This is a genomic window from Pseudomonas sp. PDM15 (assembly GCF_014851565.1).
GTDB lineage: Bacteria > Pseudomonadota > Gammaproteobacteria > Pseudomonadales > Pseudomonadaceae > Aquipseudomonas.
The window spans coordinates 602,394-616,340 of sequence record NZ_JACVAA010000003.1 but is presented as its reverse complement, the minus strand read 5'-3'; the positions used below and the strand labels follow the sequence as shown (position 1 = coordinate 616,340).

Here is a 13,947-nt window from a genome sequence, read left to right as displayed (position 1 = left end):
TACTCGGAAAGGAGCAGGACGTGAAACTGACAGTCGATACCGATAACAAGAAGCTGATCCTGGAAGAGGGCGGTGCCGTCCGCGAGCTGGATCTGTACACCGACGAATCCTTCGAGCTGCTGTCCCAGCAATGGGTCAACCTCGGCTGGAACCAGAAATATCCCTATACCTTCTCCTGGATGGGCCGCCCGGTGATCCAGCTGCCGGAAGACATGATCCGCATCCAGGAAGTGATCTACAGCGTCAAGCCGGACGTGATCGTCGAGACCGGCATTGCCCACGGCGGCTCCCTCATTTATTACGCCAGCCTGTTCAAGGCCATGGGCAAGGGGCGGGTGATCGGTGTGGACATCGAAATCCGCCCACACAACCGCAAGGCCATTGAGGAGCATGAGCTGTTCAGCTACCTGACCCTTATCGAGGGCAGTTCGATTGCCGACGATATCGTGGCCCAGGTGAAATCACTGATCAAACCGGGCGAGACGGTGCTGGTGATCCTCGACTCCAACCACACCTATGCGCACGTGGCTGAAGAGCTGCGCCTGTATTCGCCGCTGGTGACCAAGGGCTCCTACATCGTCTCTACCGATGGCGTGATGAAGGAAGTGAAGGATGTACCCCGTGCCGGCAAGGATTGGGCTACCGACAACCCCTCCAATGCAGCCATCGACTTCGCCAAGGCCAATCCGCAGTTCGTGATCGAGCAGCCAGCCTGGCTTTTCAACGAGAGCAGCCTAAGTCAGAACATTACCCACTGGCCTGATGCCTGGTTGAAGCGGGTCTGATCCACAGGGAATGGCGCGCTGACCCTGGTTCGGCGCGTCAAAAATCTCTTTTTCCTGCCTCGCTGGACCGTTTTCTTCTTCTAAGTATCTGTTTTCAAAGCGATAAAAAAAATCGATTTTCCTTGCTAAAGCCACCTAAAGTTGCCGCCGGTAGCGCCGATAAAATTACCGAATGCGAACTTTATGGGGCGTCTGAGCAAAAGCAGGCCCAAAGCTCGCAGGCTCAGACAAACTCAGTAGCACGGTCCTTTGGAGGCAAACACCATGGCCCTTACAGTCAACACAAACGTAGCCTCGCTGAACACTCAGCGTAACCTCGGCACCTCGTCCAAGGGTCTGGATACTTCTCTCCAGCGCCTGTCCACCGGTTTCCGCATCAACAGCGCCAAAGACGACGCTGCTGGTCTGCAGATCTCCAACCGTCTGACCAGCCAGATCAACGGTCTGAACGTTGCTACCCGCAACGCTAACGACGGTATCTCCCTGTCGCAAACTGCTGAAGGTGCCCTGCAGCAGTCCACCGGCATCCTGCAGCGTATGCGTGATCTGGCACTGCAATCGGCCAACGGCTCTAACGGCGCCAGCGAACGTGCCGCTCTGCAGGACGAAGTGTCCCAACTGCAACAGGAACTGAATCGTATCGCCGATACCACCAGCTTCGGTGGTCGCAAGATCCTCGACGGTACCTTTGGTTCGCAGAGCTTCCAGGTCGGCGCCAACGCCTTCGAAACCATCAGCGTATCCGTCGGCGCGGCTTCCGCCTCGCGCATCGGTGCAAACCGCTTCAACAGCAGCGTCTCTGCAGGCACTGATTCGCAGGCTGGTATCGCAGCCTCCGTGGTCGCCGGCTACACCGACGTGATCTCTACCGATGTTGGCTACGCCTCTTCCCCGGCTAACACCGATGGTCTGACCATCAAGGGCAAACTGGGGACCGCTTCGGTCGCGCTGACTGACGGCACTTCCGCTCGTGACCTGGCTAACGCGGTGAACAACGTGTCCGGTTCCACCGGCGTGACCGCCGATGCCCGCACCGTGGCCCGCCTGCAGGCTACAGGTGGCGGCGCCTTCAGCAATACCCAGACCGGCGGTACCATCAGCTTCACCCTGTACGGCTCCAACAATGCCGAAGAGAGCGATGGCGTCAGCATCTCCGCCAACATGACCGATTGGAGCGATATGTCCGGTCTGGCCGATGCGATCAACAAGGAGACCGGTCGCACAGGTGTCAGCGCAACTGTGCTCAATGATGGCACCTTGGAGCTGACCAGCGAGAACGGCGACGATATTGGCATCACCGAGTTCACCGCTTCTGCCGTGGATGACCTGGGCGCTGCCACCACCGTCACTGCTGAACTGCAGAGCATGGCCTTCAATGGCGACAACGGCGTAGACGATGGTGAAGATGCCAGCGATACCGTGGGCGCTGTTGCTGCCCTGACCGGTGATGGCAGTGATGGTGCTGTGACCGTCGGTCAGGTGCGTTTCGAGTCGCCGGATGCCTTCGAGGTAGAGAACTTCGACACTGTCGATGCCGGTAACCAAGCTGCTAGCGTTTACAGCACCCTGGAATCGGTGGACGAGGTGGATATCGGTACTGCGGTCGGTGCGCAGAACGCCTTGGGTATCATCAGCTCGGCGATCTCCAACATCGACAGTCAGCGCGCTCAGCTCGGTGCTGTGCAGAACCGCTTCGAGAACACCATCTCGAACCTGCAGAACATCTCGGAGAACGCTTCTGCTGCTCGTAGCCGGATCCGCGACACTGACTTCGCTGCCGAAACCTCGGAACTGACCAAGAATCAGATCCTGCAGCAAGCCGGTACTGCAATCCTGGCCCAGGCCAACCAGCTGCCGCAGGCTGTACTCAGCCTGCTCGGCTAAGGCCAAAGGCGCTAGACTGCGGGGAGAAGGGCTTGGCTCTTCTCCCCGCTACCTCATTGTGAGGAGAAATTTATGGACGTCGGCTCAATCAAGAATTCGCTGAATCCGGCTCTGGCCAGTGGGGGCAAGGCGCCCGCTGCATCCGAGCCCAAGCAGGTAACCGGCGCCGTCGAGGCGAGCGGTGAGGAGCAGGCGAGCAGGGCGGCAGCCACCGAACAGACCGAGGCATCGCGGGATCAGGTCGAATCTGCGGTATCGACTATCCAGGAGTTCGTCCAGTCGGTTCGACGCAACATCAACTTTTCGGTGGAAGACACGTCCGGCAGGGTGGTGGTGAAAGTCACCGACTCCAGTTCCGGGGATATCATTCGGCAGATTCCTTCCGAAGAGGCGCTGCAGTTGGCGGAAAGTCTGGAGGAAGTGCGCAGTCTGCTGTTCAAGGCCGAGGCCTGACGCCCAAAGTGTTGGCACGGCTTTTGACTGTTAGCGCTCATGAGGCGTTAAAAGTCATTTTTTTGGCGAGGTGAGATATGGCTGGAATACTAGGTGTTGGAACGGGCATCAAGATTGATGAAATCGTCGCCGCGCTAGTTAACGCTGAGAAGGCGCCGAAGACTCTGCAGCTGGACCGCCTAGAAAAGGCCACCACCTCGCGCTTCTCCGCGCTCGGAACGCTCAAGGGTTCTCTGAGCGGCCTGCAGACGGCTATTCAGGGGCTTAACAAAGCTTCCATCTTCGATAGCCGGACTGCCTTGTCCAATAACACTTCGGTGCTCACCGCCAAGGCCACCAGCTCGGCCATTGCCGGCAAGTACAGTGTGCAGGTGCAGCAACTGGCCTCCAGCAGCAAGGTCGGCCTGCAATCGGTCGATTCCAGCTCTTCGACCAAGTTCAACAGCGGCAAGCTAACCATCTCCACGGGCTCTTCCAATTTCGAGGTCAATGTCACTGCGGCCAACAACACGCTGGCCGGCGTGCGTGATGCCATCAATGCCCAAGGCAAGAGTGCCGGCGTCAGCGCGACCATAGTCACTGACTCCTCGGGTTCGCGCCTGGTGCTGAGCTCCAGCAAGACGGGTGAAGGCAACGACATCGAGGTTGCGGCTACCGAAGACGGTGTCACCACCGGCACGGTGGCGCTGACCACTCAAGCATTCAAGCCATCTTCGAGCCTGCAGCTACCCAGCTTCGCGGGTGGTCCCACCTCCACCTTCCAGGGGGGCGACATCTCCATCTCCTCAGGCGACGTCAATTTGAACGTGACCATCCCTGATGGCTTCACCATGGAAGACGTTCGTGACCTGATCAATATCAATGGCAATCCCCAAGGCATCTCTGCGGCTATCCAGACCGATGCCTCCGGTGCCCGTCTGGTGCTCAGTTCCTCCAATGGCACCGACCTGACTGCCAGTGCTACCTCGTCCGGTGGTTCCGTTGGCAGCAACGCACTGACTACTCTCAATCCGGCGACGGGTACGACCTCTACCATTACCGGTCCAAACTCCACTACCGGTGCGGCCGGCATCATCAGCAAGGCTCAGTCCGCCGTGTTGTTCGTCGATGGCCTCAAGGTAGTCAGCGACAGCAACTCGGTCACCTCCGCCATCGATGGCGTCACACTGAATCTCGCCGGCATTCAGAGCTCCGCTGACATCGCTGCCGGCAAGACGGTCGACGTGACCATTGGTGTGGATAAAGCGACGGTCAAAACCAATCTGCAAAAGTTCGTCGATGGCTATAACAGCCTGATGACCAGTGTGGGACAGATGACGGCCGTGGTGCCAATGGGTGAGGGGGAGAATCCGGTCACCGGTGCCTTAGTGGGCGATGTCACCGCCAGAGGATTGGTGTCCGGGTTGCGCAGCGAGCTAGTGAAGATGGCCGGCGGCGAGGGCATTCAGGCACTTGCCCAGCTGGGTATCACTACCCAGAAAGATGGCACCCTGAAGATTGACGACACCAAGCTGACCACAGCGCTGGACAGCAACTTCGAGCAGGTCTCCGAATACCTGGCCGGCGACAACGGCCTGATGGGGCGTCTGGAGGCCAATGTCAATAACTACCTGAAGAGCGACGGCGTGCTTGATCAGCGCACCAAGGCTCTCCAGAGCACGCTGTCCAATATCGACGACCAGCGTGAGGCTCTCGATATGCGTATCGCCAAGGTTCAGGATCGTCTGGTCGCCCAGTACACCGCCATGGACCAACTGGTTTCCCGTCTGCAGAAGACCAGCGAGAGCCTGGCTAATCAGTTGGCCAGCCTGCCCGGCCTCGTGAAGAAGGATTGATGATGAGCAAGAAGCCGATCGATACCTACAAAAAGGTCAAGACCAGCCAAGAGGTCAGCCCCTATCGCGCCGTGCAGATGTTGCTGGATGGCGCCCTGGAGCGAGTTATGCTGGCGCGCCAGGCGCAGGCAGAGGGCGACATCGAAATCCGTGGCATGGCGGTGGGCAGCACCATCACTATCCTGGGGGTACTGCAGGCCAGCCTCGACAAGAAGCTGGGCGGCGAGATCGCCGAGAACCTCGATGCGCTCTATGACTACATGACTCGCCGTCTGGCCGGCGTGGCGTTGGACGATACGCCGCGTAGTCTTGATGAAGTGCAGGCGCTGCTGACTCAGCTGAAGTCCGCCTGGGATGGCATCGGTCCCGAAGTAGAGCCTGCCGCCGCTACGGAATAATCCGTTTTTTGCTTCGCTCGGTCCTCAAGATGAGTGCCGCTTTGCCGATACAGAGACTGTATCCAGGCAATGTTCAGTGGAGCAATCATGAACGCAATGGTGGCCCTTCGGCAGTATCAAACCGTCAACACTCAGGCCCAGGTCAGCGATGCCAGCCCGCATCGACTGATTCAGATGCTTATGGAAGGTGGCCTGTCCCGCTTGGCTCAGGCCAAGGGCGTCATGATGCATGGCCAGCACGCCGCGAAAGGCGAGCTGATCAGCAAGGCAATTGGTATTATCGGCGGCCTGCGCGAGAGTCTCGATCTGCAGCAAGGCGGCGAAATTGCCGCTAATCTCGACAGACTCTACGAGTACATGGTTTCGCGCCTGGTCGAGGCCAACATCGGCAACGATGTGGCTATCATCGATGAAGTGGCCGAGCTGTTGCGCAACGTGAAATCCGGTTGGGATGCCATCAGTCACTGAAGCATCTGCAGTGTGAAGGGGAAGTATCCATGAGTTCATCCGTCCAGCTTCTTGAAGCCACCGGTAACGCCTTGCGCGATGCGCTCGCCCGCCGGGACTGGGCTGCCATTGGTGAACTGGATGCCCAGTGCCGCCATGCCGTCGATGAGGCCATGGTCGAGGCCGAGCGTGACGAGGGCGTGCTGCGTGAGCGTATGCAGACACTGCTGGATCTCTACCGCGAACTGGTGATGACCTGCCAGGCCGAGCAGCGCCGCCTCGCTGGCGAGTTGGTACAGCTCAACCAGTCTCAGCAGGGTGCCAAGGTCTACCAGCTGTTCACCTGAGTTTCCTCTTCCTTACGAATTTCCCGGGCATCTACAGACAATTACGGATGCTCTCGGGATTCGCAGAAAAAATTACGCCATAAATTTGACTCTCGCCTGATTTTTGACTTTACTAGTGGCCAATTGCCGTTGTCGCTTGGCGACTTCCTCTTCCAGCCCGCGAGCCAGACCAGAACAAGATGTGGCGTGAAACCAAAATCCTGCTGATTGACGACAACGCCGAGCGCCGCCGCGACCTTGCGGTGATCCTCGGTTTTCTTGGCGAAGACCACTTGGCCTGCGGCAGCGCCGATTGGCGCGAGACTGTGGGCAAGCTCGATTCCAGCCGCGAAGTACTCAACGTCCTGCTTGGCGATGTGAATGCCAAGGGCGGTGCCCTGGAGCTGCTCAAGCAGATCATCGCCTGGGACGAGAACCTGCCGCTGCTGATGATCGGCGAGCCTGTTCCGGCCGATTGGGCGGAGGATCTGCGCCGCCGCGTGCTGGCCAGCCTGGAAATGCCGCCCAGCTACAACAAGCTGCTCGACTCCTTGCACCGCGCCCAGGTCTATCGCGAGATGTACGACCAGGCCCGCGAGCGTGGCCGCCAGCGCGAGCCGAATCTGTTCCGTAGCCTGGTCGGCACCAGCCGTGCCATCCACCAGGTGCGCCAGATGATGCAGCAGGTGGCCGATACCGAGGCCAGCGTGCTGATCCTCGGCGAGTCGGGCACTGGCAAGGAAGTGGTCGCGCGTAACCTGCACTATCACTCCAAGCGCCGCGAAGCACCGTTCGTGCCGGTCAATTGCGGGGCGATTCCGGCGGAGCTGCTGGAAAGCGAACTGTTCGGCCATGAGAAGGGCGCATTTACCGGCGCCATCACCAGCCGTGCCGGGCGTTTCGAACTGGCCAACGGCGGTACCCTGTTCCTCGACGAGATCGGCGACATGCCGCTGCCGATGCAGGTCAAGCTGTTGCGCGTGCTGCAGGAACGCACCTTCGAGCGGGTCGGGAGCAACAAGACCCAATCGGTGGATGTGCGCATCATCGCCGCCACCCACAAGAACCTGGAGAAGATGATCGAGGAGGGGACCTTCCGCGAGGACCTCTACTACCGCCTGAACGTCTTCCCGATCGAGATGGCGCCACTGCGCGAGCGCGTGGAAGACATTCCGCTGCTGATGAACGAGCTGATCTCGCGCATGGAGTTCGAGAAGCGCGGGTCCATCCGCTTCAACTCCGCTGCCATCATGTCACTGTGCCGTCATGACTGGCCGGGCAACGTGCGCGAGCTCGCCAACCTGGTCGAGCGCATGGCGATCATGCATCCCTACGGCGTGATCGGCGTCGGTGAGCTGCCGAAGAAATTCCGTCACGTCGATGACGAGGACGAGCAGCTGGCCATCAGCTTGCGCGAGGAGCTGGACGAGCGTGCCTCTATCGGCGCCAGCATGCCAGGCATAGCCAACACCGCCATGCTCCCGCCAGAGGGCCTGGATCTGAAGGATTACCTCGGTAATCTAGAACAAGGCCTGATCCAGCAAGCACTGCACGATGCCAATGGCGTCGTGGCACGAGCCGCCGAGCGCCTGCGCATTCGCCGCACCACCCTGGTGGAGAAGATGCGCAAGTACGGCATGAGCCGCCGTGACGACGAAGGTGGAGACGAGGACTGAATCTCCTCGCTTTCAAGAATTGGAGCCGGAGCTTTGACGCAAGCTCCGACTTTATTTTTTAAGTGCTTGAAATATAAGGTCTAATTTTTAGGCACGAGGATTGCTAAGACACTCTCGACTGACCGTCTGCTGACGGTTCGCCAGCCGAGAGAAGAGCATGAGCCAAGCCGCCCCATCGCCCGTTACGCCCGAAGCCGCCGCGCCAGCTGCGCCTATCGAACAGGCCAGCCGTGCCAATCTGGAGCAGGCCTTCGCTCTGTTCAACCAGATGTCCACGCAGCTCAGCAGCTCCTACAGCATGCTCGAGGCGCGGGTCAGCGAGCTCAAGGGTCAACTGGCTCTGGTTAGCGCTCAGCGCATGCAGGAGCTGGCCGAGAAGGAGCGCCTGGCCCAGCGCCTGCAGAGTCTGCTCGATCTGCTGCCCGGGGGCGTGATCGTCATCGATGGGCAGGGTGTGGTGCGCGAGGCCAATCCGGTGGCGCGCAGCCTGCTGGCCAAGCCGCTGGTGGGCATGCTCTGGCGCGAGGTGATCGCACGCAACTTCGCCCCGCGTGAAGACGACGGTCACGAGATTTCCCTCAAGGACGGGCGCCGCCTGTCCATTGCCACGCGCTCCCTGCAGGGCGAGCCGGGCCAACTGGTGCTGTTGACCGACTTGACGGAAACCCGTCGCCTGCAGGATCAGCTGGCGCGCCACGAGCGCCTGTCGTCCCTGGGGCGCATGGTCGCCTCGCTGGCTCACCAGATCCGCACGCCGTTGTCGGCCGCGCTGCTGTATGCCAGCCACCTTGCCGAGCAGGAGCTGCCGTTCGAGCAGCAACAGCGTTTCGCCGGCCGCATCAAGGAACGCCTGCACGAGCTGGAACACCAAGTGCGCGACATGCTGGTATTCGCCCGTGGCGAGCTGCCGCTGCCCGACCGCATCGCCCCCAATGCCTTCTTCGACGCTTTGCGCGGTGCCGCCGAGCCCCATGTGCTGGGCATGAATGTGCGCTGGCAATGCGATGTCCGCCTGGGCGAGTTGCTGTGCAACCGCGACACCCTGGTAGGCACCGTGCTCAATCTGATCGAGAACGCCATCCAGGCCGGCGGCCGCGAAGCCAACCTGAAGATTCATCTGTATGCCCGCGACAACAGCCTGCGCCTTTGCGTCAGCGACAACGGTCCGGGCATAGACGAAGTCACCCTGGCGCGCCTCGGCGAGCCTTTCTTCACCACCAAGACCACCGGTACCGGTCTAGGCCTGGCGGTGGTTCAGGCGGTGGTGCGCGCCCATCAGGGCGAGCTGCGCCTGCGCTCCCGCGTCGGTCGCGGCACCTGCGCCACCCTCGTATTGCCGCTGATCAGCGCGGCGCAACCGGTTATTCAGGAGTAAGCCCATGACCGCCAAGGTTCTGCTGGTCGAAGACGACCGCGCACTGCGTGAAGCGCTTGCCGACACCCTGCTGCTCGGCGGCCATGACTTCCGAGCCGTTGAGTGCGCCGAGGACGCCATCGAGGCGCTGGGCGAAGAGGCCTTTAGCCTGGTGATCAGCGACGTCAACATGCCCGGCATGGACGGCCACCAGTTGCTCGGCCTGATCCGTGCCAACTATCCGCAGCTGCCAGTATTGCTGATGACGGCATATGGCGCGGTAGAGCGCGCGGTGGATGCGATTCGCCAGGGCGCTGCCGATTACCTGGTCAAGCCGTTCGAGCCGCGTACCTTGCTGGAGCTGGTGGCGCGCCATGCCCTCGGTCGTCTGCCGGCCAGCGACAGCGATGGCCCGGTGGCTTGCGAGCCGGCCAGCCGGCAACTGCTGGAGCTGGCCGCCCGCGTGGCCAGGAGCGACTCCACCGTGCTGATCTCCGGCGAGTCCGGTACCGGCAAGGAAGTGCTGGCGCGCTACATCCACCAGCAGTCGAACCGGGGTAATGGCCCGTTCATCGCCATCAACTGCGCGGCGATTCCTGACAACATGCTCGAGGCCACCCTGTTTGGTCACGAGAAGGGCGCCTTCACTGGCGCCATCGCCGCCCAGCCGGGCAAGTTCGAACTGGCCGATGGCGGCACCATTCTTCTCGACGAGATTTCCGAAATGCCGCTGGGCCTGCAGGCCAAGCTGCTGCGCGTGCTGCAGGAGCGCGAGGTGGAGCGGGTAGGGGCGCGCAAGCCGATCAACCTGGATATCCGCGTGCTGGCCACCACCAACCGTGATTTGGCTGGCGAAGTGGCAGCCGGGCGTTTCCGTGAAGACCTTTACTATCGCCTGTCGGTCTTCCCGCTGGCCTGGCGCTCCCTGCGCGAGCGGCCTGCCGACATTCTGCCGTTGGCCGAACGCCTGCTCAGCAAGCACGTCAAAAAAATGAATCATGCCGCCGTGCAGCTCTCGCCGCAGGCCCGTGCCGCTCTGGTGGCTCACGCCTGGCCAGGCAATGTTCGCGAACTGGACAACGCCATCCAGCGGGCGCTGATCCTGCAGCAGGGCGGGCTGATTCAGCCGCATGACCTGTGCCTGACGGCGCCCATCGGCATGGCGCCGATCAGCGTCGCGCCAACCGTGCGGCTGGTGGCCGGCAATCCAGTGGCCCCTGCGACCGGAACGTCGCTCCGAACGCCCACTAGCAGTCCGCTGCCGACAGAGGAGCCAACCCCGGCAGCGGAGGGCGCAGGCGCTCTGGGTGAGGATCTGCGTCGTCGCGAGTTCCAGGTGATCATCGATACCCTGCGCGCCGAGCGCGGCCGCCGCAAGGAGGCTGCCGAGCGCCTGGGCATCAGCCCGCGGACCCTGCGTTACAAGCTGGCGCAGATGCGCGATGCCGGCATGGATGTGGAAGCCTATCTCTACGCCAGCTAAACATTCGCCCCGTCCGGCCTCGCCGGGCGGGGCAGTAACAGTCCCCTCTTGGCCCGCCTCGCGCGGGTCTTTGTTTTTTGGCACTGTGCTTGCAGATACCCCCGCATAGGCCGCGCAGCGTCAAAAATCCGCGGCCGCTGGAGGAAAGGTCATGAGCCAGGGTGTCGAATTCAATCGCCTGATGTTGGAAATGCGCTCCATGCAGATGGAGGCCATGGCCAAGATCAAGCCTGCGCAGGTTGCAGCGCCGGAGCCGGGTGCGCCGAACTTCGCCGATATGCTCGGCCAGGCCGTGGAAAAGGTGAACGAGACCCAGCAGGTTTCCGGCCAACTGGCCACTGCCTTCGAGATGGGGCAGGCGGGTGTCGACATCACCGACGTGATGATCGCCTCGCAAAAGGCCAGCGTTTCCTTCCAGGCCATGACCCAGGTGCGCAACAAGCTGGTTCAGGCCTATCAAGACATCATGCAGATGCCGGTTTAACAGGGCGGATTTGAGTCATGGCTGAAGCAGTTGCTGCAAACGTACCCGCCACCACTGGCGCCGACGAGCCGAAGAAGCCGCTATTCGGGCTGGCCTTCCTGGAGAACCTCTCCGAGATGTCCATGCTGCGCCAACTCGGCCTCCTGGTCGGCCTGGCTGCCAGCGTGGCGATCGGCTTCGCCGTGGTCCTGTGGTCGCAACAGCCCGACTACAAGCCGTTGCTGGGCAACCTGGCCGGTATGGACAGCAACCAGGTGATGGAGGTGCTCAACGCCGCCGATATCGCCTACACCGTGGAGCCCAATTCCGGCGCGCTGCTGGTCAAGTCCGAGGACCTCGGCCGCGCTCGTATGAAGCTGGCTGCCGCCGGCGTGGCGCAGACCGACGGCAATGTCGGCTTCGAGATTCTCGACCAGGAGCAGAGCCTGGGCACCAGCCAGTTCATGGAGGCCACCCGCTATCGCCGCGGCCTGGAAGGCGAGCTGGCGCGCACCATCTCCAGCCTGAACAACGTCAAGGGCGCCCGCGTGCACCTGGCCATCCCGAAGAGCTCGGTATTCGTCCGTGACGAACGCAAGCCCACCGCCTCGGTGCTGGTCGAGTTGTACCCGGGCAGCACTCTGGAGCCGAGTCAGGTGATGGCCATCGTCAACCTGGTGGCCACCAGCGTGCCTGAGCTGACCAAGTCGCAGGTCACCGTGGTCGACCAGAAGGGCAACCTGCTGTCCGACCAGCAGGAACTGTCCGAGCTGACCATGGCCGGCAAGCAGTTCGATTACACCCGCCGCATGGAAACCCTGTTCACCCAGCGCGTGCACAACATCTTGCAGCCGGTGCTGGGCAATGGCCGCTACAAGGCCGAGGTCTCTGCCGACGTCGACTTCAGTGCGGTGGAATCCACCTCTGAGATGTTCAACCCGGACCAGCCGGCCCTGCGCAGCGAGCAGCAGGTCAACGAGCAGCGCTCCAGCAGTATGCCGCCGCAAGGCGTGCCGGGTGCCCTGAGCAACCAGCCGCCGGGAGCCGCCACCGCTCCCGAACAGGCCGCCGCAGCGCCGGCGCCGGCCGGCCCGGTCGCCCCGGGCCAGCCGCTGCTGGATGCCAACGGCGCGCAGATCATGGATCCGGCCACCGGCCAGCCGATGCTGGCGCCGTATCCGGCGGACAAGCGCGAGCAGTCCACCCGTAACTTCGAGCTGGACCGTTCGATCAGCTATACCAAGCAGCAGCAAGGCCGCCTCAAGCGCCTGTCGGTGGCCGTGGTGCTGGACGACAAGGTCAGCATCAACCCCGAAACCGGCGAGACCACCAGCAGCCCCTGGGGTGCCGATGATCTGGCCCGCTTCACCCGTCTGGTGCAGGACTCGGTGGGTTTCGATGCCAGCCGCGGCGACAGCGTCAGCGTGATCAACGCGCCGTTCTCCTCCGAGCTGGGCGAAGTCATCGAGACTCCCTGGTATCAGAGCGAGCTGTTCCTGATGGGGATGGGCGCCCTGAAGCAACTTTTCCCCGCACTGTTGATCTTCCTTCTGGTGTGGTTCGTTTTGCGCCCGGTGCTCAACAACATCGCCGGTGGCGGCAAGAACGCCGCCGGCGAAGGCCGCGAGGGCGATGTGGAACTGGGCGACATGGGTGGCCTGGAGGGCGAGCTGTCCTCCGATCGGGTAAGTCTCGGCGGCCCGCAGAGCATCCTGCTGCCAAGCCCCACCGAGGGTTATGATGCACAACTGAACGCCATCAAGAGTCTGGTGGCGGAAGATCCGGGCCGCGTCGCCCAGGTAGTCAAAGAGTGGATCAACGCCGATGAGTGACAATCGCACCGCCGTCAAGCTGAACAAGGTCGACAAGGCCGCCATTCTCCTGCTGTCCCTTGGCGAGACGGACGCGGCGCAGGTGCTGCGCCACCTCGGGCCCAAGGAAGTGCAGCGGGTCGGCGTGGCCATGGCCGGCATGCGCAACGTGCAGCGCGAGCAGGTTGAGCAGGTGATGGGCGAGTTCGTCGACATCGTCGGCGACCAGACCAGCCTCGGCGTGGGCTCCGACGCCTACATCCGCAAGATGCTCACCGCAGCGCTGGGCGAGGACAAGGCCGGCAACCTGATCGACCGCATCCTGCTCGGCGGCAGCACCAGCGGCCTGGACAGCCTGAAGTGGATGGAGCCGCGCGCCGTGGCCGACGTGATCCGCTACGAACACCCGCAGATTCAGGCCATCGTGGTCGCCTACCTCGACCCGGACCAGGCCGGCGAGGTGCTCAGCCACTTCGACCACAAGGTGCGCCTGGACATCATCCTGCGCGTGTCCTCGCTCAACACCGTACAGCCGGCGGCTCTCAAGGAGCTCAACCAGATCCTCGAGAAGCAGTTCTCCGGCAGCGCCAACACCACCCGCGCCAACCTGGGCGGCGTGAAACGCGCGGCGGACATCATGAACTTCCTCGACAGCTCGGTGGAGGGCCAGCTGATGGACTCCATCCGCGAGGTCGACGAGGACCTGTCCAGCCAGATCGAGGATCTGATGTTCGTCTTCGACAACCTGGCCGACGTCGACGACCGCGGCATCCAGGCGCTGCTGCGCGAGGTGTCCTCGGACATTCTGGTGCTGGCCCTCAAGGGCGCCGACGACGGCATTAAGGAAAAAGTCTTCAAGAACATGTCCAAGCGCGCCGCCGAGCTGCTGCGCGACGACCTGGAGGCCAAGGGCCCGGTGCGCGTCAGCGAAGTGGAGACGGCGCAAAAGGAAATCCTCACCATCGCTCGACGCATGGCCGAATCCGGCGAGATCGTCCTCGGCGGTGCCGGCGGCGAGGCGATGATCTAAGC

Annotated in this window: 13 protein-coding genes; all 13 read left to right on the top strand. The window is 62.1% G+C overall.

Annotated features, from left to right (window positions below):
* Positions 1–20: 20 nt before the first annotated feature.
* The 13 genes from IB232_RS10825 to fliG all read left to right on the top strand — a co-directional run bounded on the left by IB232_RS10825 (position 21) and on the right by fliG (position 13,945).
* On the top strand, positions 21–785 hold the full coding sequence (locus IB232_RS10825; RefSeq protein WP_192398521.1) for a cephalosporin hydroxylase family protein: 765 nt from the start codon (positions 21–23) through the stop codon (positions 783–785).
* Positions 786–1,049: 264 nt separating this feature from the next.
* The gene (locus IB232_RS23755) at positions 1,050–2,669 is read left to right on the top strand and encodes a flagellin (protein ID WP_192398519.1); all 1,620 of its coding nucleotides are present in this window, start codon (positions 1,050–1,052) and stop codon (positions 2,667–2,669) included.
* 72 nt (positions 2,670–2,741) lie between these two features.
* Positions 2,742–3,122, top strand: coding sequence for a flagellar protein FlaG (locus IB232_RS10815; protein ID WP_192398517.1), 381 nt, complete (start codon positions 2,742–2,744; stop codon positions 3,120–3,122).
* Between the two features lie 77 nt (positions 3,123–3,199).
* Positions 3,200–4,957 carry a flagellar filament capping protein FliD gene (gene fliD, locus IB232_RS10810; RefSeq protein WP_225592242.1) on the top strand — a complete coding sequence of 586 codons (1,758 nt, stop codon included), beginning with the start codon at positions 3,200–3,202 and terminating at the stop codon, positions 4,955–4,957.
* Positions 4,958–4,959: 2 nt separating this feature from the next.
* Complete coding sequence (fliS, locus tag IB232_RS10805; RefSeq protein WP_192398515.1) at positions 4,960–5,355, top strand: flagellar export chaperone FliS; 396 nt, start codon at positions 4,960–4,962, stop codon at positions 5,353–5,355.
* 87 nt (positions 5,356–5,442) lie between these two features.
* Positions 5,443–5,823, top strand: coding sequence for a flagellar export chaperone FliS (gene fliS / locus IB232_RS10800; protein ID WP_192398513.1), 381 nt, complete (start codon positions 5,443–5,445; stop codon positions 5,821–5,823).
* A 29-nt stretch (positions 5,824–5,852) separates the two neighbouring features.
* Positions 5,853–6,149, top strand: a complete 297-nt coding sequence (fliT, locus tag IB232_RS10795; RefSeq protein ID WP_137972835.1) for a flagellar protein FliT — start codon at positions 5,853–5,855, stop codon at positions 6,147–6,149.
* Between the two features lie 179 nt (positions 6,150–6,328).
* On the top strand, positions 6,329–7,804 hold the full coding sequence (locus IB232_RS10790; RefSeq protein ID WP_192398511.1) for a sigma-54 dependent transcriptional regulator: 1,476 nt from the start codon (positions 6,329–6,331) through the stop codon (positions 7,802–7,804).
* Positions 7,805–7,961: 157 nt separating this feature from the next.
* Complete coding sequence (locus tag IB232_RS10785; RefSeq protein WP_192398510.1) at positions 7,962–9,179, top strand: sensor histidine kinase; 1,218 nt, start codon at positions 7,962–7,964, stop codon at positions 9,177–9,179.
* A 4-nt stretch (positions 9,180–9,183) separates the two neighbouring features.
* Positions 9,184–10,641 carry a sigma-54-dependent response regulator transcription factor FleR gene (gene fleR / locus IB232_RS10780; protein WP_192398508.1) on the top strand — a complete coding sequence of 486 codons (1,458 nt, stop codon included), beginning with the start codon at positions 9,184–9,186 and terminating at the stop codon, positions 10,639–10,641.
* Positions 10,642–10,792: 151 nt separating this feature from the next.
* Positions 10,793–11,125 (top strand): flagellar hook-basal body complex protein FliE, encoded by a 333-nt coding sequence (fliE, locus tag IB232_RS10775; RefSeq protein WP_137972839.1) that lies wholly within the window; start codon positions 10,793–10,795, stop codon positions 11,123–11,125.
* A gap of 17 nt (positions 11,126–11,142) precedes the next feature.
* A complete protein-coding gene (gene fliF / locus IB232_RS10770; RefSeq protein ID WP_192398506.1) occupies positions 11,143–12,936 on the top strand; it encodes a flagellar basal-body MS-ring/collar protein FliF in 1,794 nt (597 codons plus the stop codon).
* Positions 12,929–13,945 carry a flagellar motor switch protein FliG gene (gene fliG, locus IB232_RS10765; protein WP_192398504.1) on the top strand — a complete coding sequence of 339 codons (1,017 nt, stop codon included), beginning with the start codon at positions 12,929–12,931 and terminating at the stop codon, positions 13,943–13,945. The genes fliF and fliG overlap by 8 nt, the downstream gene beginning before the upstream one ends.
* Positions 13,946–13,947: the final 2 nt, after the last annotated feature.

Bases quoted from the DNA above. Each gene is read 5' to 3' on its own strand.
- fliT (WP_137972835.1), top strand. From the start codon at position 5,853: ATGAGTTCATCCGTCCAGCTTCTTGAAGCCACCGGTAACGCCTTGCGC.
- fliS (WP_192398515.1), top strand. From the start codon at position 4,960: ATGAGCAAGAAGCCGATCGATACCTACAAAAAGGTCAAGACCAGCCAA.
- fliS (WP_192398513.1), top strand. From the start codon at position 5,443: ATGAACGCAATGGTGGCCCTTCGGCAGTATCAAACCGTCAACACTCAG.
- IB232_RS10790 (WP_192398511.1), top strand. From the start codon at position 6,329: ATGTGGCGTGAAACCAAAATCCTGCTGATTGACGACAACGCCGAGCGC.
- fliE (WP_137972839.1), top strand. From the start codon at position 10,793: ATGAGCCAGGGTGTCGAATTCAATCGCCTGATGTTGGAAATGCGCTCC.
- IB232_RS10815 (WP_192398517.1), top strand. From the start codon at position 2,742: ATGGACGTCGGCTCAATCAAGAATTCGCTGAATCCGGCTCTGGCCAGT.
- IB232_RS23755 (WP_192398519.1), top strand. From the start codon at position 1,050: ATGGCCCTTACAGTCAACACAAACGTAGCCTCGCTGAACACTCAGCGT.
- fliF (WP_192398506.1), top strand. From the start codon at position 11,143: ATGGCTGAAGCAGTTGCTGCAAACGTACCCGCCACCACTGGCGCCGAC.
- IB232_RS10785 (WP_192398510.1), top strand. From the start codon at position 7,962: ATGAGCCAAGCCGCCCCATCGCCCGTTACGCCCGAAGCCGCCGCGCCA.
- fliD (WP_225592242.1), top strand. From the start codon at position 3,200: ATGGCTGGAATACTAGGTGTTGGAACGGGCATCAAGATTGATGAAATC.
- fleR (WP_192398508.1), top strand. From the start codon at position 9,184: ATGACCGCCAAGGTTCTGCTGGTCGAAGACGACCGCGCACTGCGTGAA.
- fliG (WP_192398504.1), top strand. From the start codon at position 12,929: ATGAGTGACAATCGCACCGCCGTCAAGCTGAACAAGGTCGACAAGGCC.